Genomic DNA, 23,948 nt, shown 5'->3' with positions numbered 1-23,948 from the left:
AAATCAGTTATTATTTTTTTAATCCTGGTCTTTCATTGAATCCCAGTAATCGGCATCCAGTTTTTTGATTTCAATAGTTTGTTCTACTTGCATTCCTAAACCGAAATCATAGATGAATTCTGCAAGCTTCTTTCCATCTACCAAAACAATGTTATTCGAACCGTGAAGGCTTTCAACATATCCAATCGCACCAGATGAGAAATAAGATGTGGTTATAAAGACACCCTTATTAGATTGAGCTGTTTGTAGTGCTCCAACAAATTTTTGAACTTCATCACGTTGGATACCACTGTCTAACTTATATCTTTTTGCTTGAAGATAAATTCTTCCCAGTCCTAAAATATCCTCTTTTATAACACCATCTATACCGCCATCATTAGAAGCTTTGGTAACCATACCACTATCTTTTATTTCACCTCCATATCCCATTTTTTGAAGCAGTTGTACAACTAACCTTTCGAATTCAATAGGTGTTTTACTAAGAATAGTATCTAAGATTTCAGCATATATTGATTTCCTGATGTTCTCAAAAGAATTATAGAGTTTTTCCTGGGGAGTTGAATCCTCATCTTCTTTTTCAATACTAAGTTTGTCTGTGGTAGTAGCTTCTTTTTTCTTCCTTGTTGGTTCTCTTTTCTCTAGCTTTTTTTGAATATATTTTTCCAGTTTTTCAGGAGAATTAAGCATTTGTCTCCCCTGAGGATTTATTTGATATTGTCCTCGTTTTGGTTTATCAACCAATCCTGCCATGTTGAGGTAACTCAATGCCCAAGACACACGGTCATAGAAAATATGCCCATTTCCAGAAGGATACATTCTAGTTACCTCTTCTTCTGAAAGATTAAAATCTTCTGCTAAAGGTTCAATGAAATCTTTTAGTTTAAGGATTGGATGCTTTGTAAGTAAATCAAGCGCACGCAATCTTATTTCATCATGCTTAGGTATAGCCATTGATAATTCATGGTTTTAGTTGGTGTAGGGTAAGAGTCTGGGATTAAAAGTAGTGTTTTTGGATAATCTTAACAAGTACCAATCGATTTTGAAAATATTCCCCCCTCCCTGGCTATACGTCAGGGGTGTCCTGTCTTCGAAAATACCCCTCCCTGGGGATACTTCATTTCCCATGCAGGTGAGTCAAAAAAAATTTTTTGAAAATTTTTAATTTTTGGCTGGTAATTACTTATTAATTTTTGCCCTTGCCGTCTCAGCTCTAACATAATCAACCAAATCTCTTAATTCTTGCTCACTCATGTCTGACGGCAAAGTTCTATTATGATTTGAGTGCTTTTTTTTAATTTCATTTAGTCTCAAATAAAACTTTTCTTTATCACTTAATATTTTTCCCGTTGGTGGGTCTCCTGGGAATAGTTTGATATTATAATTAAACATTAATTTAATAACTGTAACAGGAATTAGGAAAAGTAAAAAAATGAAAAGAAGTGGTATTGAAAGAAATAGTTTTACCGCTTTTAAGTTTGCATCGAAAACGCTAATATCCTTAAATCTATGTTTGGTCTTTGCTTTCCTTAAGGCTAGTACCCATTTCTCTGCCTCTAAGTCGTATCTGAGATTTGTTATCGCCCCGTTGTCATTGGGTCGCCAGTTGTAATTGTTGTTAGGCATTGGCATTATATACTGCATTACTTGCTACAAGTAACATTAAAAACCTATTATTTGCCAGAAGTTTCAGATAAACTATTGCCAAATTCTCTTCAGCTAAGAAATTCACTTATTACTGTTCTTTTTCGGTTAGAAAAATGGTCAGGGAAAGATTTTAACGTTCTTATCTATCATTTTAAATAATAACAGTGACAGGTTAACGCTGGGAAGGTTATAAACTGTATATATTCCACCCTTTGTCCTAAGCGATTGCTGTCTAAAGAGTTAGCAATTGAGTTGGGATTAAAAAGAAAATATAAGCTGGTTGGTGCTCCAAAGAGATTGCTAATTTTAAATGAAATTATTCTCCATTTATTAACGGCTCTGTACAATTACAATAAAATTGTTATCTAATCCAACTATTAAAATCTAAATTTATTCCTGTAAACCCCAGTAATTTGAGAATAGCAACTTAATTATTAAGAATAAAATTTCTAGTGAATTTTAAAATGAAGGATTGCAATAATAAAAGCTATTCCTATTCTTGGAAATGCAGCACATGACTGAATGCCTGATTGTTTGTAAAATAGAAATAAGTCTGGCAAATTGCATTTTTATTCATTGCTGTGAGCTAGGACAATTACATCTTTAATATGCATCCACCCCTTGATATCTTCCCAAAAAATAGAATAATACACAGCTATTGCCTCATAGGGTTCGAACCCGTCCGTAAAATTGTATTCAGCGTCTCCTAAATAGATATGTTCATTTTTGTTAAAAGGTCCAGGAACAAAGCGCATGGAGGTCGTATCGAGATTATAACCCTTATTCACCTTAATTTTAACACACCCATCTCTATCCATATAATGAATTGCTATTTGTGTGATATAAGGAGCTAGTTCATTTATAATTCTTGAAAGTATTTCTGGTGTAATCATAACATTTATTTTTTAAGTTAATTTGTTTTAGCAATAATTTGCAAGCAGTAAACTATTAAGGTGGTTTCGTTTTCTCTTTATACGATTTATTTAGTGACTTAATTTTATCCTTAAATTTGGAATAGTATTTTTTAATTGTTTTAATATTCTTCCCTGCAACCATTGCTAATTTTTTCTGGGTAATTTTTCCGTGTTTTAGAAACTCCCACTCATCTAAAGCAGCTCTTATTTCCTCAAATGACTTGCGTGCTTTATCTTTATTAATAGCAGTCATCACTAAGCTTTGCCTTTCCTTGCGGGTCAAATCGTAATCTGGATTAAAAACAAATCTTTTTCTTTCGTTCAGAGTAAGCTTTAAATCATCGCTCTCAGTCTTCATTATAGAATTCACTAATTTTTTCAATTCCTTTTTTGTAACGGGAGGTTTAGAATGTTTTTTATTGATATCTTGAAGGAGATTATAAATGTCGTAATATGAACTGGTTGGATTTAGAGCTCGAAACTGATAACCGATTGCAATTAAAATTGTGTTTCTGTAACCCTCTCTTATACCATGTCTAGGAATAAATATTGATGCCACACCAAATTTCTCCCCATTATCATATATGGCCTCTCCATCGAAATCTATATGAGCAATAATGTCATTCAGATTTGTAAATCGTTTTTTTTCTGATTGGCCCACGCCATTCCCTATTACTTTTTCTTTTTTTTCGGGAATTATGTGGGTCTTTTTTATTTCATTAGCTTTCCATATTTCTGAATCATTATTAATGTATATAGAAGAGTCAAAGGGAATAATAAAAGGTTGAGTTACCTTAGCTGCATTCAAATCTGCATTTATACCTAATTTTTCTGAAATTAATTCATAGTTATACCTAAAATTGTTCTGAGTTAATCCTTCAACTTTTACCAGACAATGTCTTCCCTTATTTGATAAAGTTTTATATGAGGCGTATAAAATATCTTCATCAGGGCATTTAGTATCTCCATCCATATCTATGGCTATGATACCTGTAGGTTTAATAATACTTTTACTATTTCTATAACCGTTGAAAAGAAAAGAGTAAGTCACACAGGGAAGCGTGACTTTAATACTGTCATATTTATCCTTATCAAAATTCAGAATTAAAGCCCGTTGCGCCTCTTCAATGAGACATTTTTTATCACTCCCATATTTTATCATATCGAAAACTGAATTCAGGGAAACAGTTGCCATAACCTTGGGTTCTGTTACACTATTAAAAAGGTTAAGTCTCATATTAGTAAATGGCATTTTTCTTTAAAATGTTATTAACCTCGATTACTGGATAGAGGTAAATCTCGCCTATAACTGTAAAAGGTAGAATTCCTTCCTCTCGGTATTTTATAATAGTGTTAGGGCTGAGTCCAAATGAATCTTTCAGGTCTTTGTTCCGATAAAATTTTTTGCGTCCGCAATTCCCGTTATCTTCTAGTTTCTCCAGTAGCCTTTTAAGAAGAACTTCCAAGTGTGTCGTGTTTTCAGTACATTTCATATTCGTAGTTTTTCATTTTCTGCTACAAATTTTTAATATATCTGAAGGAGGAGCTAAGGATTCCCAAGAATTCCCTTCAAGGCTTTCACGATGAAAAGGAAAAACAATTGAAAATTGGATAGATAATGTTCACTTATGTTATAAATGAACATTAGCAGGTTTTACGGGAGCCGTTATAAATAAACTCTTGTTTTATGTTCAAAAATGCTTTATATTTGATGTTAATGAACATTTAAATCTGCTGAAATGGTTGGAAGTACGTATTTAGATTTTGACAAAGCTCAAGGAAAAGGTATGAGATTAATAAGGTCTGGTGAGAATCCTACTTTCGGTCTTCTTATAATATGCGGTGTGAATTTAGGATTAAGAATTTCAGATTTGTTGGAACTCACATTTGGCGAGCTAAGGCATTCTGAAATAGATATTAAGGAAAAGAAGACTGGAAAAACTAGAACTTTGTCCATTAATGAAAATATCCATCAAGCATTGCAATATTTTAAGGGTGAGAATCCCAATTTTAAGGCTTTCAGAAGTCGCAAAGGAACAATCTATAGTACTCAACACGTAAATAGATTAATTAAGCAGTACTTTTCGGGTAAGCATATAAGTAGCCATTCCCTCCGTAAGACCTTTGGAAGAAGGGTGTACAATAATAACGGAAGAAGTGAAGATGCGTTAATGTACCTGATGGAGTTGTTCAACCATTCTTCAATGAGCTTGACGAAAAAATATTTGGGTATAAGACAACAGGAACTTCGGAATATTTATATGAATCTTTAATCTGTTATGGAGTGTTTTAATTAAATTGTTGCAGTGCCTCTCCTAAATTATTTTAGATTTTTTAAGAATTTAGTATCCCCGTATGAAAATCTTATTTCTATACAGATTTAATACCTTCGAAGGTAAACAAAGATGCTTAGAATGAGAACCAGCATATTACAAACTCCAACGGACTTTTTAAACGACTAAAGATAAAAGAGTAAAAATGATTCATAAAAAAGACTTGAGAATAGGAAACTTTGTGAAAGAGGCAACCTTAGGAGTTTGCAAAGTAAGAGGTATTCATAATGATATAGTTTGGGTAGGCCCAATGTTAGGGAGCGATAATGATAAGAAAGTGAATATAGAGGAATTAAAGCCAATTGAATTAAATTTAAATTGGCTTTTAGCTTTTTCTTTTTCACTTTATAGTTCAAAGGTGAGTTATAGAGGAATTAGCATATCAGATTTGACTAAACCGAATAAATATTTGACTGAGTATTGGAATCTTAGTGTGCCATTGGAGAAAGAGAAAGAAGTGGTTTTAGACAGATTCTTTGTAAAGAAAGTCTATTTCCCCTATAGAAAAGATATTATAGATACGTATAATTTATTTATGTACTCACAGGATTTAGTCCGCCAAGATTTTACTGAGCACATAAATGATAAATATAAATTTCATCAAGTACTTAAAGAACAAGTTACTTACCACCAGCCTAATGTTCACATACTGCAGAATGTTTTTTATCAAATATTTAGATTCGAAATTGGAATTGAACATCCGCAATACATCGATAATTAATTAAAAAAAAGAAATGACTCTTAAAAATGATTTAAGAATAGGAAACTTTGTGAAAGATGCAACTTTAGGACTTTGCCAAATAACTGGCATTTATAATAAAACCGCTTGGGTTTATCAAAGGTTTGGTGATGAAAAGGAAGTTAGTATTGAGGAATTAGAGCCAGTTGAACTAAGTACGGATTGGCTTTTAGCTTTTTCTTTTTTAATGAATAATAAAAGAATAAAACAAAATGGAAAAGATTGGAAAGAAAGAAAAGCAATAGGTGAGTGCTTCCAAGAAAGTTGGACGATTGAATTTCCCACCTCACTGACAAATAAAAGTGGGAGCCAAAGTTATTTCACAGTGTATAAAGACTATTGCCCCAATTGTGAAAACATTAAAGATAAGTATACATTCTTTACTCAAGCAAAACAACAAGTTACCTACCAAAAAGCTTATGTTCACGTATTACAAAATATGTTATATCAAATATTTCATCTCGATATAAAAATAAAAGACTTCCGATATATCGACAATAAAAATAATTCATGAGTAACTTAATTATTATTTTCAATATTAAGGGAGTCTCGGCTATATTTGTATAAGTACTTTGAAATTATTAGTTACATAAGTTTGGTTACCCTATCAGTTACCCTTTGATGAGGTATGATTGGAAAACCTCATAAACATTGTTGTTACAAAAAAAGGTGACGGAGCCTCTTTCTCCGCAAAATGAAAGCCTGAAATCATCGATTTCAGGCTTTTTTGTTTTTGTGTGTTGACAGCTTGTTGTTATTCCATCTCGTCCTGATGCCTTTCGCAGTTTGGAGATTTTTCCAGTTTTCTAAAAGAATAAATGTCATCACTGCCGGTTCCTGGCCGGTTGGAAGCAAAATAACCAGTTTCTCCTGATGGATCTAAGATCAACGAAAAATCGTCAAATTTACTGTTCACGGGTTTTCCAAGGTTTTCGACCGAGCTTTCTAATTCTGGTGTTGCTTTAAAAATATCCAGCCCTCCGTAGCCGGGATATCCATCACTGGCAAAATACAGGATCCCGCTGGTACTCATGAATGGGAATGTTTCCCGGGCTTCCGTATTTAAATGGGCGAGGTTTTTTACCGATCCAAAACTGCCGTCCGGATGGATTGCCACAACATACAGGTCAGATTGGCCTTTGCCTCCAGGCATATCAGAAGCAAAAAAGAGTTGATCTTCTTCCGCATTCAGCGCGGGATGGGCTACCGAATAGCTGGAACTGTTGAAGGGAAGTGCTTCAATATTCTGCCATTTTCCATGTGAATCCAGTTCTGCACGGTAAATTTTCAGTCGGGTTACGCCTTTTGCATCCCTTTTTCTTCCGCGTTCATAATTGTTACGAGTGAAATAAACGGTCTTGCCATCCTTGGTGAAAACAGCTGTAGATTCATGAAAATTGCTATTCAATTCGGGGATTTTCTCAGGTTCCGAGGAATGACTTTCAGGATCAGTGCTATAGAAATCTGTAAAAAACTCGTGGTCCCATTTATGGATTCTTTTATAGAAATTTCCAGTGTCGCGTGCGCTGGCAAAAACCAGTTTTTCCTGGTAAAAAGCCGGGGCATAATCAGATCTTTCCGAATTAAAAGGCATGATTTTAACTTCATAATAGGTGGTTCCTTCCGCCGCTTTTCCGGCAAATCGGGACTCGATCAAGGCCGCTCTTTTCTGGCCTCTGGCCTTTCTGGCGAAAATGTTCATCAGGCTATCAGCCTTGGTAGTGTTTCCGATGGATTTCAGGGAATGAGCATACCTGAAGTACGCTTCAGCTTCCGGCTCATCTTCCTGGAAGAACTGTTTCTGGTACCAGAAGGCGGCTTTGGGAAGTTCGCCCATGGCATAATAACTATCGGCAAGTTGCGCGTATAATTCAGCAGATTGTCTGCCTTTTTTGGTCATGGGCCAGAGAATTTCCTTGGCCTCAGCGTAGGAATGATTGGCAATGGCTTCCGCAGCGCGTTCCATTTTCTTTTCCTGCGCATAAAGCGGAGACCAAAAAATGCCCAGGATGAGGAAGTAGTAGTAAGATTTTTTCATGATCGTCATTTTAGAAGAAACGTGGTGAAATTAGTTGGCCGAATTTGCTGAAAAGTTCTACTCGCAGCAGGAATTCAAAAGAACCGTCATTGAAGGAAGTATTTCCAAGATCGGTGGTTTCCTTGTCGTAAGCAAAGCCCAGCATGATCTCATCTGAAATATTGAACGCGGCCATCGCACTCCAGGCGGCACTCCATCGATAAGAAGCGCCAAGGGTCACTTTCTCCTTATACCAGAAATTGGCTGAAACGTCTACCTGCAAAGGTGCTCCCTGCACGATTTTGCTCAGTACGGCAGGCTTTAGTTTCCAGTCGGTATCCAGGTCAAAAACGTGCCCTGCGATGAGGTAAAAATGCATGCGCTCTCTCGCGATGGAAGCCGAACTGTTTTCGAAGTGTTGTGTCTCGATGATGTTGGGCACGGAAAGTCCGGCGTAAAACCTGTCGGTATGATAATACACACCGGCACCAACGGTAGGGGAGAACTGGCGATCTATATTGCTGTTAGGATCACTCGGTTCGTTCTGGTATTTTGCCAGCTGCTCAAAATCCACGCTCAGCAGGTGCGCGCCGGCTTTTAGGCCAAAGGAAAGATTTCCGTTCACCGAAGTTGGGATCGTATAGGAAAATACGGCGTCTACGGCAGTTTCATGAGTAGGACCCAATTCATCATTCACGACTGAAATTCCCGCTCCTACGCGGTAGGAAACCGGCATATGCAGGTTAAAAGCTTCCGTTTTCGGGGCGCCTTCCAGACCTACCCACTGGGAGCGGTATAGGCCATTGAAACTAAGGACGCCACGGGAACCAGCGTAAGCCGGGTTCACCGTCATGGTATTGTACATATACTGGCTGTATTGCGCTTCCTGCTGCGCCATGCACACATTCAGGAATAAAAGACTGGCAATTATTATGATATTTTTCATCTTTTTGATATTTAAGGTTCTAAGGATTCGGTTTTTCTAATAATTATCGGTTGATGTAGATATATCCGGCCTTTTTGACCAATTTATTTTGTTCTTCATCCAGATATTCCAGCACATAGAAGTACGTGCCTGTTGGTAGCAGATCGTCTCCCGAGACTACTACACGACCATTTGATCGCCCTTCGAAATAATTATTATCAGGATCATATCCTTTTTCTTTCCAAACCAGCACACCCCATCTATTAAAGATCTGCATGGTGTTTTGTGGATAACTTTCAATATTCTCAATGATCAGGACATCATTGTATCCATCCCCATCAGGCGTGAGCAATTCATAAACGAATACTTCACTCTGGGAAACACCCAATACCTGCAGGTAATCTGGAACAGAATCACCGTTCATATCCATTGGATTATTAGGATTCGGACCAATTTCGGTACCGTTGGAGATACCATCTTTATCACAGTCACCTGCCAGGAATTCTTCTGATTGTGGCATGCTAACATGCGCAGGATCTGAATCACAGGCATTAAAAGGATCAGTTTGATCATTCATCTCATCGGCATTGATCACTCCATCACCATCACAATCTGCTGTTAGGAAGTTTCCTGACTTCGGAAGGGTAACGGCTGCGGAATCGAAATCACAAGGATCGTTCACATCTGTGTTACCAAGCGCTTCATCGCCGTCATTCACGCCATCACCATCGGTATCCGGGTTATTCGGGTCTGAAATGGCTCCGGAAGGATCCGCTTCCGTAGAAGGATCATTTTTACCGGTTCTTTCTTCATCGTTGGTAAGGCCGTCATTATCACAATCAGCAGTTCCAACGGCCATTGGGTTTGGATCACATGGATTTTCAGGATCGCTTCCGTTAGCAGTTTCCTCGGCATCTGAAATTCCGTCAGCATCTGTATCCACTTCATAGGAGAAAGGATCGGTTCCCACGCTAATTTCATAGGCATTGCTTCCGCCGTCGCTATCGCAGTCCATATCCTGCCATTCCTGAGGAGGAGTGATACTCTGGCTGGCAAGCAAGAGCGAACAAGGATCTAAAGGATTGGTCTTGTCGTTCATTTCAGTACCGTCCAGTACTCCGTCGCCATCACTATCCATGTTTCTCCAGTCAGTTTTAGTGTTTATTTCTGAAATGTTAGACATTCCATCGTTGTCACAATCGGTCTGTAACCATTCTTCGGAAGGTTCGAGCGTCTGACTCGCAGGATTCAGCGAACAAATATCCAGCGGATTGGTATTATCCAGGATTTCCTGGCCATCCAGCACCGCATCATTGTCTGAATCAGGGTTATTAGGATCGGTGCCTAAAATTTCTTCTTCGGAATTGGTGAGGCCGTCATTGTCGCAATCACTGGAACCAAGCGGTTTTCCTCCAACCGAATCACAGTCGTCGCTGGCATCAGTTCCATCCTGAGCTTCCTGGGCATCGCTGATACCATCACCATCGCTGTCTGGCGACTCTGTGGTCACAATCGTGGTTTGTGTAGTTGGATTGGTTTCTGAAGGGAAACAATCGCTGGTGCTTAGCGGCGTTCCGCCAATCGAATCACAATCGTTGTTTGGATCGGTTCCATCAGTTACTTCCTGACCGTCATTAATTCCATCGCCGTCAGAATCGGCATTATTCGGATCAGTTCCGGCGGAAACTTCTTCAGCAGTAGTCAGTCCGTCAGCATCGCAATCGCTGGTGCTGAGCGGCGTTCCGCCAATTGAATCACAGTCGTTATTAGGATCGGTTCCATCGGTCACTTCCTGACCGTCATTGATTCCGTCACCATCAGAATCCGGATTATTAGGGTCGGTTCCAGCGGAAACTTCTTCAGCAGTCGTCAGTCCGTCAGCATCGCAATCGCTGGTGCTTAGCGGCGTTCCACCGATCGAGTCACAATCGTTGTTTGGATCGGTTCCATCAGCCACTTCCTGTCCGTCATTGATCCCATCACCATCAGAATCCGGGTTATTCGGATCAGTTCCAGTGGAAGCTTCTTCAGCGTTTGTCAAGCCATCCCCGTCAGGATCACAATTATCAGCAGTTTGAAGCGGATCGCAAATGTCTAACGGATTCGTTCCATCGGTCACTTCCTGTCCGTCATTGATTCCATCACCATCAGAATCCGCATTATTTGGGTCGGTTCCAGCGGAAGCTTCTTCAGCATTGGTCAAATCATCCCCGTCAGGATCACAATTATCAGCAGTTTGCAACGGATCACAGATATCCAGCGGATCAGTTCCATCAGTCACTTCCTGTCCGTCGTTAATACCGTCACCATCAGAATCAGCATTATTTGGGTCGGTTCCTACAGCGGCTTCTTCAGCATTAGTCAGTCCGTCAGCATCGCAGTCGCTGGTGCTGAGCGGAGTTCCACCAATCGAGTCACAATCGTTATTTGGATCGGTTCCGTCAGTTACTTCCTGTCCGTCATTGATTCCATCACCATCAGAATCAGGATTATTCGGATCGGTTCCAGCGGAAACTTCTTCGGCAGTAGTCAGTCCGTCAGCATCGCAGTCGCTGGTGCTAAGTGGCGTTCCACCAATAGAATCACAGTCATTGTTTGGATTGGTTCCATCAGCCACTTCCTGTCCGTCATTGATCCCATCACCATCAGAATCGGCATTATTTGGATCAGTACCTGCAGCGGCTTCTTCGGCGTTTGTCAAACCATCTCCGTCCGGATCACAGTTATCAGCAGTTTGCAGCGGATCACAAATATCTAGCGGATCGGTTCCATCAGTTACTTCCGGACCGTCATTGATTCCATCACTATCAGAATCCGGATTATTTGGGTCGGTTCCAGCGGCAGCTTCTTCGGCATTAGTCAGTCCGTCAGCATCGCAATCGCTGGTGCTGAGCGGCGTTCCACCGATCGAATCACAGTCGTTGTTTGGATCGGTGCCATCGGTCACTTCCTGTCCGTCATGAATTCCATCACCGTCAGAATCAGGATTATTTGGATCAGTTCCGGCGGAAACTTCTTCAGCAGTAGTCAGTCCGTCAGCATCGCAATCGCTGGTGCTAAGTGGCGTTCCTCCAATCGAGTCACAATCGTTATTTGGATCGGTTCCGTCAGCCACTTCCTGACCATCATTGATTCCGTCACCATCAGAATCCGGGTTATTAGGATCTGTTCCGGCGGCGGCTTCTTCAGCAGTAGTCAGTCCGTCAGCATCGCAGTCGCTGGTGCTAAGCGGCGTTCCGCCAATCGAGTCACAATCGTTATTAGGATCAGTTCCATCAGCCACTTCGTGTCCGTCTTGAATTCCGTCACCATCAGAATCAGGATTATTCGGATCAGTTCCGGCGGAAGTTTCTTCGGCAGTCGTTAGTCCGTCAGCATCACAATCGCTGGTGCTAAGTGGCGTTCCTCCAATCGAGTCACAATCGTTATTTGGATCGGTTCCGTCAGCAACTTCCTGTCCGTCTTGAATTCCATCACCATCAGAATCGGCATTATTTGGATCAGTTCCGGCGGTAGCTTCCTGAGCGTTTGTCAATCCATCCCCGTCAGGATCACAGTTATCGGCAGTTTGCAGCGGATCGCAGATATCCAGCGGATTCGTTCCATCAGCCACTTCCTGTCCGTCATTGATTCCATCACCATCAGAATCAGCATTATTTGGATCGGTTCCGGCGGCAGCTTCTTCGGCGTTTGTCAAGCCATCCCCGTCAGGATCACAGTTATCAGCAGTTTGCAGTGGATCGCAAATATCTAACGGATTGGTTCCGTCAGCCACTTCCTGGCCGTCATTAATTCCATCACCGTCAGAATCCGGGTTATTCGGATCTGTTCCGGCGGAAGTTTCTTCAGCAGTCGTTAGTCCGTCAGCATCGCAATCGCTGGTGCTATGTGGCGTTCCTCCAATCGAGTCACAATCGTTATTTGGATCGGTTCCGTCAGTTACTTCCTGTCCGTCGTTGATTCCATCACCATCGGAATCAGGATTATTCGAATCGGTTCCAGCGGCAGCTTCTTCGGCAGTAGTCAGTCCGTCAGCATCGCAATCGCTGGTGCTATGTGGCGTTCCTCCAATCGAGTCACAATCGTTATTTGGATCAGTTCCATCAGCTACTTCTTGGCCGTCGTTAATTCCATCGCCGTCAGAATCCGGATTATTCGGATCGGTTCCTGCGGCAGCTTCTTCGGCGTTTGTCAAACCATCCCCGTCAGGATCACAGTTATCGGCAGTTTGCAGCGGATCACAGATATCCAGCGGATTCGTTCCATCGGTCATTTCCTGTCCGTCGTTGATTCCATCACCATCAGAATCGGCATTATTCGGATCTGTTCCGGCGGTAGTTTCTTCGGCGTTTGTCAAACCATCAGCATCCGGATCACAATTATCAGCAGTTTGTAGCGGATCACAGATATCCAGCGGATCAGTTCCATCAGCTACTTCTTGGCCGTCGTTAATTCCATCGCCGTCAGAATCCGGATTATTCGGATCGGTTCCAGCGGAAACTTCTTCAGCATTGGTCAAGCCATCTCCGTCAGGATCACAATTATCAGCAGTTTGCAGCGGATCACAGATATCCAGCGGATTCGTTCCATCGGTCATTTCCTGTCCGTCGTTGATTCCATCACCATCAGAATCGGCATTATTCGGATCTGTTCCGGCGGTAGTTTCTTCGGCGTTTGTCAAACCATCAGCATCCGGATCACAATTATCAGCAGTTTGTAGCGGATCACAGATATCCAGCGGATCAGTTCCATCAGCCACTTCCTGTCCGTCTTGAATTCCATCACCATCAGAATCGGCATTATTCGGATCTGTTCCGGCGGCAGCTTCTTCAGCGTTTGTCAAACCATCCCCGTCAGGATCACAGTTATCGGCAGTTTGCAGCGGATCGCAAATGTCCAGCGGATTGGTTCCATCGGTCATTTCCTGTCCGTCATTGATTCCATCGCCATCAGAATCAGGATTGTTGGGATCGGTTCCAGCGGCAGCTTCCTGAGCGTTTGTCAAGCCATCCCCGTCAGGATCACAATTATCGGCAGATTGCAGCGGATCACAGATATCTAGCGGATTCGTTCCATCGGTCACTTCCTGTCCGTCTTGAATTCCATCACCATCAGAATCAGCATTATTTGGATCAGTTCCGGCGGTAGCTTCCTGAGCGTTTGTCAATCCATCCCCGTCAGGATCACAGTTATCGGCAGTTTGCAGCGGATCACAGATATCCAGCGGATTCGTTCCATCAGCCACTTCCTGACCGTCGTTGATTCCGTCACCATCAGAATCGGTATTATTTGGATTAGTTCCGGCGGCAGTTTCTTCGGCAGTCGTTAGTCCGTCAGCATCACAGTCGCTGGTGCTTAGCGGCGTTCCTCCGATCGAATCACAGTCGTTATTAGGATCTGTGCCATCGTTCACTTCCTGTCCGTCCTCGATGCCATCACCATCAGAATCCGGGTTATTTGGGTCAGTTCCGGCGGAAGCTTCTTCAGCATTGGTCAAACCATCCCCGTCAGGATCACAATTATCAGCAGTTTGCAAAGGATCGCAAATATCCAGCGGATCAGTTCCATCAGCCACTTCCTGTCCGTCGTTGATGCCATCACCATCAGAATCCGGGTTATTCGGATCGGTTCCAGCGGCAGTTTCTTCGGCATTTGTCAAACCATCCCCGTCAGGATCACAGTTATCGGCAGTTTGCAATGGATCGCAGATATCCAGCGGATCGGTTCCGTCCGTCATTTCCTGACCATCATTAATGCCATCTCCATCAGAATCAGCATTATTAGGATCGGTTCCAGCGGAAGTTTCTTCAGCATTGGTTAGACCATCACCGTCAGGATCACAATTATCGGCAGTTTGCAGCGGATCACAGATATCCAGCGGATTGGTTCCATCAGTCACTTCCTGGCCGTCTTGAATTCCATCACCATCAGAATCGGGGTTATTCGGATCTGTTCCGGCGGAAGCTTCTTCGGCAGTCGTTAGTCCGTCAGCATCGCAGTCGCTGGTGCTGAGCGGCGTTCCGCCAATTGAATCACAGTCGTTATTAGGATCGGTTCCATCGGTCACTTCCTGACCGTCATTGATGCCATCACCGTCAGAATCGGCATTATTCGGATCGGTTCCAGCGGAAGCTTCTTCAGCGTTTGTCAAACCATCAGCATCAGGATCACAGCTATCGGCAGTTTGAAGCGGATCGCAAATGTCTAACGGATTCGTTCCATCGGTCACTTCCTGTCCGTCATTGATACCGTCACCATCAGAATCCGCATTATTCGGATCGGTTCCAGCAGCAGCTTCTTCGGCGTTTGTCAAACCATCCCCGTCAGGATCACAATTATCCGCAGTTTGTAGCGGATCGCAAATATCCAGCGGATTGGTTCCATCGGTCACTTCCTGTCCGTCATTAATTCCGTCACCATCAGAATCCGGATTATTTGGGTCGGTTCCGGCGGCAACTTCTTCGGCGTTTGTCAATCCATCCCCGTCAGGATCACAGTTATCAGCGGTTTGTAGCGGATCGCAAATGTCTAACGGATCGGTTCCGTCAGCCACTTCCTGTCCGTCATTGATTCCATCACCATCAGAATCCGCATTATTCGGATCGGTTCCAGTTGCAGCTTCTTCAGCATTGGTTAAACCATCCCCGTCAGGATCACAGTTATCAGCAGTTTGCAGTGGATCGCAGATATCTAACGGATTCGTTCCATCAGTTACTTCCTGACCATCATTGATTCCATCACCATCAGAATCCGGGTTATTCGGATCGGTTCCGGCGGAAACTTCTTCAGCAGTAGTTAGTCCGTCAGCATCGCAGTCGCTGGTGCTAAGCGGCGTTCCTCCGATCGAATCACAGTCGTTATTAGGATCTGTTCCATCGGTCACTTCCTGTCCGTCATTGATACCGTCACCATCAGAATCGGGGTTATTCGGATCTGTTCCAGCGGTAGTTTCTTCGGCAGTAGTCAGTCCGTCAGCATCGCAATCGCTGGTGCTAAGCGGCGTTCCGTCAATCGAGTCACAATCGTTATTAGGATCGGTTCCGTCAGCTACTTCCTGTCCGTCATTGATTCCGTCACCATCTGAATCAGCATTATTAGGATCAGTTCCGGCGGAAGCTTCTTCAGCATTGGTCAGTCCGTCAGCATCGCAATCGCTGGTGCTAAGCGGCGTTCCTCCGATCGAATCACAGTCGTTATTAGGATCTGTTCCATCGGTCACTTCCTGGCCGTCATTGATGCCATCACCATCAGAATCGGCATTATTCGGATCAGTTCCGGCGGAAGCTTCTTCAGCATTGGTTAGACCATCACCGTCAGGATCACAATTATCTGCAGTTTGCAGCGGATCACAGATATCCAGCGGATCGGTTCCGTCAGCCACTTCCTGTCCGTCATTGATACCGTCACCATCAGAATCCGGATTATTTGGATCAGTTCCGGCGGAAACTTCTTCAGCAGTAGTCAGTCCGTCAGCATCGCAATCGCTGGTGCTTAGCGGCGTTCCACCGATCGAGTCACAATCGTTGTTTGGATCGGTTCCGTCAGCCACTTCCTGTCCGTCATTAATTCCATCACCATCAGAATCCGGGTTATTTGAATCTGTTCCGGCGGAGGCTTCTTCAGCAGTAGTCAGTCCGTCAGCATCGCAGTCGCTGGTGCTAAGCGGCGTTCCACCGATCGAATCACAATCGTTATTTGGATCGGTTCCGTCAGCCACTTCCTGTCCGTCATTAATTCCATCACCATCAGAATCGGCGTTATTTGGATCAGTTCCAGCGGAAGCTTCTTCAGCATTGGTCAAATCATCTCCATCCGGATCACAATTATCGGCAGTTTGCAGCGGATCGCAAATATCCAGCGGATTGGTTCCGTCAGTTACTTCTTGTCCGTCTTGAATTCCATCTCCATCAGAATCAGGATTATTTGGGTCGGTTCCGGCGGAAACTTCTTCAGCAGTAGTCAGTCCGTCAGCATCGCAATCGCTGGTGCTTAGGGGCGTTCCACCGATCGAATCACAGTCGTTATTAGGATCGGTTCCATTGGTCACTTCCTGTCCATCGTTAATTCCGTCTCCATCAGAATCGGCATTATTCGGATCGGTTCCAGCGACAGCTTCTTCAGCGTTTGTCAAATCGTCCCCGTCAGGATCACAGTTATCAGCAGTTTGCAGCGGATCGCAAATATCCAGTGGATCGGTTCCGTCAGCCACTTCCTGTCCGTCATTGATACCGTCACCATCAGAATCGGGGTTATTTGTGTCGGTTCCGGCGGAAACTTCTTCGGCGTTTGTCAAACCATCAGCATCCGGATCACAATTATCAGCAGTTTGCAGCGGATCACAGATATCCAGCGGATTCGTTCCATCAGCCACTTCCTGGCCGTCGTTGACACCGTCACCATCAGAATCGGCATTATTCGGATCGGTTCCGGCGGTAGTTTCTTCGGCGTTTGCCAAACCATCAGCATCCGGATCACAGTTATCAGCAGATTGCAGCGGATCACAAATATCCAGCGGATTCGTTCCATCAGCCACTTCCTGTCCGTCATTGATTCCATCACCATCAGAATCAGGATTATTCGGATCAGTTCCGGCGGCGGCTTCTTCAGCAGTAGTCAGTCCGTCAGCATCGCAGTCGCTGGTGCTAAGAGGGGTTCCACCGATCGAGTCACAGTCATCGTTTGGATCGGTGCCATCGGTCACTTCCTGACCGTCGGTGATTCCGTCGCCATCAGAATCGGCATTATTCGGATCGGTTCCAGCGGAAACTTCTTCAGCGTTTGTCAAACCATCAGCATCAGGATCACAATTATTTGCAGTTTGCAGCGGATCGCAGATATCCAGCGGATCGGTTCCGTCCGTCATTTCCTGACCATCATTAATGCCATCTCCATCAGAATCAGCATTATTCGGATCGGTTCCTGCAGCAGCTTCTTCGGCGTTTGTTAAGCCATCTCCGTCAGGATCACAATTATCAGCAGTTTGCAGCGGATCGCAGATATCCAGCGGATCGGTTCCATCAATTACTTCCTGTCCGTCCTGGATGCCATCACCATCAGAATCCGCATTATTTGGGTCGGTTCCAGCGGAAACTTCTTCAGCATTGGTTAAACCATCAGCATCCGGATCACAGTTATCGGCAGTTTGCAGTGGATCGCAAATATCCAGCGGATTTGTTCCATCAGCCACTTCCTGACCGTCATTGATTCCGTCACCATCAGAATCCGGATTATTTGGGTCGGTTCCAGTTGCAGCTTCTTCAGCATTGGTCAAACCATCCCCGTCAGGATCACAATTATCAGCAGTTTGCAATGGATCGCAAATGTCCAGGGGATTGGTTCCGTCAGTTACTTCCTGACCGTCATTGATTCCATCACCATCAGAATCAGGGTTATTCGGATCTGTTCCTGCGGCAGCTTCTTCAGCATTGGTTAAACCATCAGCATCCGGATCACAATTATCAGCAGTTTGCAATGGATCGCAAATATCCAGCGGATTCGTTCCATCAGTTACTTCCTGTCCATCGTTAATTCCGTCTCCATCAGAATCCGGATTATTCGGATCAGTTCCAGCGGCAGTTTCTTCAGCATTGGTCAAACCATCCCCGTCAGGATCACAGTTATCAGCAGTTTGCAAAGGATCACAAATATCCAGGGGATTCGTTCCATCAGCCACTTCCTGTCCGTCGTTGATTCCGTCGCCATCAGAATCCGGGTTATTAGGATCGGTTCCGGCGGCGGCTTCTTCAGCAGTAGTCAGTCCGTCAGCATCGCAATCGCTGGTGCTAAGTGGCGTTCCTCCGATCGAATCACAATCGTTATTTGGATTGGTTCCATCGGTCACTTCCTGTCCGTCCTGGATGCCATCCCCATCAGAATCGGGGTTATTCGGATCTGTTCCGGCGGTAGTTTCTTCAGCGTTTGTCAAACCATCCCCGTCCGGATCACAGTTATCGGCAGTTTGCAACGGATCGCAGATATCTAGCGGATCGGTTCCATCGGTCACTTCCTGTCCGTCATTGATACCGTCACCATCAGAATCCGGATTGTTTGAATCAGTTCCTGCGGCAGTTTCTTCGGCGTTTGTCAAACCATCCCCGTCAGGATCGCAATTATCAGCAGTTTGCAGCGGATCGCAAATGTCCAGGGGATTCGTTCCATCAGTTACTTCCTGTCCGTCATTGATTCCATCACCATCAGAATCAGGATTATTCGGATCGGTTCCTGCAGTGGCTTCTTCAGCATTGGTCAAACCATCAGCATCCGGATCACAATTATCAGCAGTTTGCAGCGGATCGCAAATATCCAGTGGATCGGTTCCGTCAGCCACTTCCTGTCCGTCATTGATACCGTCACCATCAGAATCTGGGTTATTCGGATCGGTTCCAGCGACAGCTTCTTCAGCGTTTGTCAAACCATCCCCGTCAGGATCACAGTTATCAGCAGTTTGCAATGGATCGCAAATGTCTAACGGATTAGTTCCATCAGCCACTTCCTGACCGTCATTGATTCCATCACCATCAGAATCCGGGTTATTCGGATCAGTTCCGGCGGAAGCTTCTTCGGCAGTCGTTAGTCCGTCAGCATCACAATCGCTGGTGCTAAGCGGCGTTCCACCGATCGAGTCACAGTCATTGTTTGGATCGGTTCCGTCAACAGCTTCCTGAGAATCAGTAATTCCATCGCCATCGCTGTCAGGATCTGAAACCGTAATATTTACAGTGGCGGTCGCACAAACATCTGGCTCTGGAGAGGTGTTACAAACCTGATAGATCACTGTTACAGTTGATCCAGCCTCCAGGCTAAGCGGCGTATAAGCCATTTCTCCGGTCAGTGCATCCAAAACCACGGTTCCGTTACCGGTTCCGCCTATTCTGGTAATGCTAGTGCTACCCAAATTGTTCATATCGTTATTAGGAAGGAAATCGTCATTCTGAAGAATGTTCACCGTAGCGGTGCTTCCAACGATCACATTTGTAGACTCATCCCTTGCTACGGCCTGCAATGGAGTAATGGTGTCGCTGGTATCGGGATTTCCGTCGTTGTCATCATCAGGATCACAGCCATCAGGCGTGCCATCAGCATCATTATCCAGGCTGTCATCAAAACCTTCACAGATATCTGCTGAATTGATCACTCCGTCAGCATCGGTATCACATGCTGAGCCGAATACGGCAGCATTCTTGGAGCTGATATCCTCCTGCCCTCCAGCAGTAGCCAGTGGAATTCCGTTGGCATCCACACCGCCGGTAATTCTTCCGTCGGCATCCAGCTGAGCGCCTGTAATAGCATCGCCTCCTTCCAAAGAATCGAAGCAGGTATCGCCATCAGCATCATTATTTAAATAATCTGAAGTTCCAGCGGTCGTTTCCACAGGAATCAGCGGTGCGCCGGTACAGTTGGTGGCAGTTTTAGTGGTGGCTGTATAATTCAGACCGTAAAACCGAAGTCCGTTAGTATAAGCTCGTACGCGCAGGTATCTTGTTGGTACCGATAAGGTATAATTCTGAATTTCCGGCCCGGTGGAATTGGCGTTGGCACCGCCTATATAACTGGTTTCGATATTCCCCTGGCTATCAGTCACGCTGTGGAATTCGATATACTGACTTCCTGTTTCGCTACCTACATAGAATTCAAAAGTGGTTCCCGTTGGAAGTTCACTTCCGAGGTCATATACGGCATAGGTAGTGCCAAATCCCGAAAGTGCATAGGAAAATGAAGGATTTCCAAGAGCATTGTTTGGGTTTGAAAAACCGGAGTTGAAGGTAGTGGAAACTGCATTTCCGTTCGTGGTGTTATAGGTGTAGACCACACAATCTGAATCGTACATATCTACAAGTCCGTCATTATCCTGGTCTGAAAGGTTATCGGCTATACCATTATTATCAGCATCGATTCCACCGGCTTCGACGATATCCAGAATACCGTCATTATCACTGTCCAGATCTTTACTATTCGGGATACCATCACCGTCAAAATCACAAAAAACAGGAGAAAATTCCCTGATCAATCTCAAATCATCCAGTGCCAGGTCGTTACCGCAACCCCCTGGTCCTGCGTTGATCATCACCACGTTTACGCTGGTAGACGCTCCGGAATTGAACGGAACGTTATAAACTTTCCAGGTATCATTATCAGTAGCAATAGGAATTTGCCCCGTTTGCATGGACGCAATTAACGTATTGGTAAGCCCATCCCTGATCTCAATGATGATATCTGGCAAAACGAAGCCCCCGCAGCAGGATTCGCAACCTGTTTGGTTCACGATGTAATTGGCATTGGTGATCCAGGATTCGAAGCGGTAATTGGTATTTGCTTCAGTAGCCACGGAAAATGCGTAAAACTCCCCCGGAGCTTCATCAGCGTTCACCACCAGCATGTAGCCAGATTCCACGCCTTCGGTATGATCCAGTATATCCAGCCAGTCACCATTGGCTTCGCGGGTATTGGTCGCAATGGTATATTCCCCATCCTGAAGCCCATCTGGCCAAACGGAATAGGGAGGATCTGAATTATAGATATAAGTGGTTTGCCCGGGCGACAAAGGTGCACCGGGATAGCTTCCGAAGTCGAAATGCTCTTCATATACAAAACATTCCTGATCTTCCTCGGCATCAGGAATCCCGTCATTATCGTCATCAATATCATACAGGTCGTCTATACCATCACCATCGGTATCTACGAAAAGCGAACTGTTGCTGACCAATTTTGAAGTGCTGGCTGTCTGAGCGACGGCCTTTTTCGGTTGGACGGATGTCGCTTTCCTGGTGTCGCTAAAATCAAATTTTCCGAAGACGTCTGCGACGAATTCAATGATGAGCGAATGAAACGAATAAGTCTGTACCTCGGCCGTGCGGCCGTCATCTTTGAACGGCGAGCCCGAGATCAGTGCAAAAGAAAATAAAAGCGGTAATGTTGCACGTAGTAGTAAATTATTTTTCATGACTGAGATTTAGAGCAATTCTAAGGGGGGAACCTTCAGAAATGTTGTTTACTCTCCAAAAATCTCATATAAGGAGCAGGATAATTTTATTTTTCGTTTAGACAGGCTGTGGTGTCGATAAAATGCTTTTTTGTTTAGATGAAGTATATTTGATCGATAGTTTTCAGGATAAATGCTTAAAATTTTCAGGAATTCGCCTACAATTCTGAAAAAACCCATGCCGGAATTGCCAGTTTTGTATTCACAGTAGAAAAGTTTTCAAGGCTGAAAGATCTGACTGTAAGGTCTAATTCTGAATATTGAAAAGGTAAAACTGAAGGCTTTCTCAGTAGGATCCGCGGTAGTAATCCAGGACTTGGCGCCTGATCAAAAATTCATACTTCGCATTGGCCATATTCACCCGGGCGCGGTCGAGGTTGTTTTTACTAATGATATAAGCTACCAGGTTGGAAACCCCATTCTGAAACCGGATCTCGTTCACACGGAAGGATTCTGCGTAGGCTTTCACCTGCTCCTGAAGCAGAAAATAATCCTGGTAAGCGAGGTCCATATCATTATAAGCGGCTTCAATGGCTCGGCGATATTCATTTTTGGTATTTTCCAGTTCCAGTCTAGCATCTTCCAGCTGTAATTTTTTCAGGGAGACCTGACGTTTGGCTCTAAAACCGTTGAAAATCGGGATCGAAAAGCTCAGTCCTGCCACCGAGCTCAGGTTATTGTTCAATTGGTCCACATACGGAATATCCTGTTGGGAAAACTGACTTTGGTTGGTCTGCACGGCGTAAGTAGTGCCGTTGATATTCAGGAACTGCCCGGTTTCCACTACCTGGGTTCCGGTCTCGTTCAGCAGGCTCGCAAGGCTGGAATAATTGGTGTTGAGCTGCGCGAAAAAGGAAAGTTCCGGAACGTACAGCGAACGGGCCACGGCTACATCTTCACGAGCGGCCTCCAGTCTCAACTTACGTGCTTCGAACACTTCCAGGTTTTCCAGTGATTGCTGGTAAAGTTCTTCTGCGGAAAGTTCGTAACTGTTCATTTCCGGTTGAAGTGGGAGTTCCCGGATTTCGAAGTCGGTTTCGATGTTCAGCAATAACCGGAGATCGAGATGGGCCTGTTGTAACTGATTTTCTGCGGTAAGTACGGCTGATTCATCGTTCTTGAACTGTCCCTGGATATCGCTCAGATCGGCCGGATTCCCGGAGCCTTCATCGGCGAGGCTGCTGATCCGGTCCTGTTGCCCGCGCGTACTTTCCAGCCTGAGTTTTGCCAGTTTCAACAGGTCCTGGGCATTTAAAACCTGGAAATAGGCGAGCGTTACGTCGAGAACCAGTTGCTGCCTGGCCGCCTGCTTTTCGGCTTCGGCGGCCTGCATATTGTAGCGGTCCCGCTGAATGCTGTTCCGAAGTTCAAATCCATTGAATAGCTGGGCGTTCAGCCGAATCCCGGCATTGCTGTAACTGAATTGCTGATCGATCACATCATTGGTATACGGGTCAATGCTACGGCCTTTGTTTACCGCATAACTGTAGCTGGCATTCAGGTCTGGCAGCACCCGTGACTTGGTGCTTCTGAAAGTAAGTTTTTCGGTTTCAGATTGTATACCGGAACGCTTCAGGTCGATATTGTTAGTTTCTGCCAGGCGAATACAGTCTTCCAAAGATAGCACCTGATTTTCCTGAATCTGCGCCTGTATACTGAAATTGATGAAAATGAAAAGAATGATGAATGTTCTCAAAATGATGAATTTTTTCTAGATTTTCTGAACGCTGCCGTCCAGGAGATGAATGGTGCGCGAACCGTATGCCGCGTTGCTCTCTGAATGAGTGGCCTGGATAAAAGTGGTTCCTTCCTGGTTCAGCTCCCGGAACAGCTGCATGATCTCGTCGCTTTGTTTCGAGTTAAGGTTGCCGGTAGGTTCATCAGCCAAGATGAGTTTGGGCTTAAAAATGAGCGCCCGGGCGATGCCTACCAGTTGTTGCTGCCCGCCACTAAGCTGGTGTGGGAAAAGATCTTTTTTTCCAACAATATTAAAACGGTCCAGCATATCGGCAACCAGGGCTTTCCGCTCGGCACTTTTTACCTTTTTGTACAACAGCGGCGTTTCAATATTCTCGTAGACCGTAAGATCGTCAAGCAAATGATAGGCCTGGAAAATAAAACCGATATTCTGATGAAAGATCTCGGTTCGTTTTTTCTGTTTTAGCTGATGAATAGGCTCATTTTCAAAAAAATATTCCCCTTCCTGAAAGTCGTCCAACATGGCGATGACATTGAGTAAAGTTGATTTTCCTGAACCTGACGGCCCCATGATCGAAAGAAATTCGCCTTCTTCCACTTGTAATTTAAGATCGTTCAGGAGAAAGATGCGCCTTCCGCCGGAAGTGACCCATTTGTAAATATGATCTAGTTGTAACATGTGATAATTTTTTTTGGATA

At 44.1% G+C, this 23,948-nt stretch carries 12 protein-coding genes; 3 read left to right on the top strand and 9 right to left on the bottom strand.

Going from position 1 to position 23,948, the window contains the following annotated elements; all coding sequences use genetic code 11:
- Nucleotides 1-18 precede the first annotated feature (18 nt).
- The 4 genes from GRFL_RS01760 to GRFL_RS01745 all read right to left on the bottom strand — a co-directional run bounded on the left by GRFL_RS01760 (nt 19) and on the right by GRFL_RS01745 (nt 3,753).
- A complete protein-coding gene (locus tag GRFL_RS01760) occupies nt 19-951 on the bottom strand; it encodes a restriction endonuclease (protein ID WP_083642927.1) in 933 nt (310 codons plus the stop codon).
- A gap of 225 nt (nt 952-1,176) precedes the next feature.
- Nucleotides 1,177-1,641, bottom strand: coding sequence for a hypothetical protein (locus GRFL_RS01755; protein ID WP_083642925.1), 465 nt, complete (start codon nt 1,639-1,641; stop codon nt 1,177-1,179).
- Between the two features lie 572 nt (nt 1,642-2,213).
- The gene (locus GRFL_RS01750) at nt 2,214-2,537 is read right to left on the bottom strand and encodes a hypothetical protein (RefSeq protein ID WP_083642924.1); all 324 of its coding nucleotides are present in this window, start codon (nt 2,535-2,537) and stop codon (nt 2,214-2,216) included.
- Nucleotides 2,538-2,592: 55 nt separating this feature from the next.
- Entirely contained in the window at nt 2,593-3,753 is a 1,161-nt protein-coding gene (locus GRFL_RS01745) for a hypothetical protein (protein ID WP_139839244.1), read from the bottom strand.
- A 544-nt stretch (nt 3,754-4,297) separates the two neighbouring features.
- On the opposite strand from GRFL_RS01745, the gene GRFL_RS01735 reads away from it, so the two are divergent.
- The 3 genes from GRFL_RS01735 to GRFL_RS01725 all read left to right on the top strand — a co-directional run bounded on the left by GRFL_RS01735 (nt 4,298) and on the right by GRFL_RS01725 (nt 6,144).
- Nucleotides 4,298-4,831 (top strand): tyrosine-type recombinase/integrase, encoded by a 534-nt coding sequence (locus GRFL_RS01735; protein ID WP_083642919.1) that lies wholly within the window; start codon nt 4,298-4,300, stop codon nt 4,829-4,831.
- 205 nt (nt 4,832-5,036) lie between these two features.
- Nucleotides 5,037-5,612 (top strand): hypothetical protein, encoded by a 576-nt coding sequence (locus tag GRFL_RS01730; RefSeq protein ID WP_083642917.1) that lies wholly within the window; start codon nt 5,037-5,039, stop codon nt 5,610-5,612.
- 13 nt (nt 5,613-5,625) lie between these two features.
- Nucleotides 5,626-6,144, top strand: a complete 519-nt coding sequence (locus GRFL_RS01725; protein ID WP_083642916.1) for a hypothetical protein — start codon at nt 5,626-5,628, stop codon at nt 6,142-6,144.
- 240 nt (nt 6,145-6,384) lie between these two features.
- Here GRFL_RS01725 and GRFL_RS01720 read toward each other — a convergent pair whose 3' ends face one another.
- The 5 genes from GRFL_RS01720 to GRFL_RS01700 form a co-directional block, all read right to left on the bottom strand.
- Nucleotides 6,385-7,668 carry a TolB-like translocation protein gene (locus tag GRFL_RS01720; RefSeq protein ID WP_158091640.1) on the bottom strand — a complete coding sequence of 428 codons (1,284 nt, stop codon included), beginning with the start codon at nt 7,666-7,668 and terminating at the stop codon, nt 6,385-6,387.
- A gap of 10 nt (nt 7,669-7,678) precedes the next feature.
- A complete protein-coding gene (locus GRFL_RS01715; RefSeq protein WP_083642912.1) occupies nt 7,679-8,593 on the bottom strand; it encodes a PorP/SprF family type IX secretion system membrane protein in 915 nt (304 codons plus the stop codon).
- Nucleotides 8,594-8,636: 43 nt separating this feature from the next.
- Nucleotides 8,637-21,512, bottom strand: coding sequence for a T9SS type B sorting domain-containing protein (locus GRFL_RS01710; protein WP_083642910.1), 12,876 nt, complete (start codon nt 21,510-21,512; stop codon nt 8,637-8,639).
- A 325-nt stretch (nt 21,513-21,837) separates the two neighbouring features.
- A complete protein-coding gene (locus GRFL_RS01705; protein ID WP_083642908.1) occupies nt 21,838-23,247 on the bottom strand; it encodes a TolC family protein in 1,410 nt (469 codons plus the stop codon).
- A 15-nt stretch (nt 23,248-23,262) separates the two neighbouring features.
- The gene (locus GRFL_RS01700; protein WP_083642907.1) at nt 23,263-23,928 is read right to left on the bottom strand and encodes an ABC transporter ATP-binding protein; all 666 of its coding nucleotides are present in this window, start codon (nt 23,926-23,928) and stop codon (nt 23,263-23,265) included.
- Nucleotides 23,929-23,948 lie beyond the last annotated feature (20 nt).

It is taken from the genome of Christiangramia flava JLT2011 (assembly GCF_001951155.1).
Classification (GTDB): domain Bacteria; phylum Bacteroidota; class Bacteroidia; order Flavobacteriales; family Flavobacteriaceae; genus Christiangramia; species Christiangramia flava.
The sequence above is the reverse complement of the archived record's forward strand: the minus strand, read 5'-3'. Positions and strand labels throughout refer to the sequence as shown.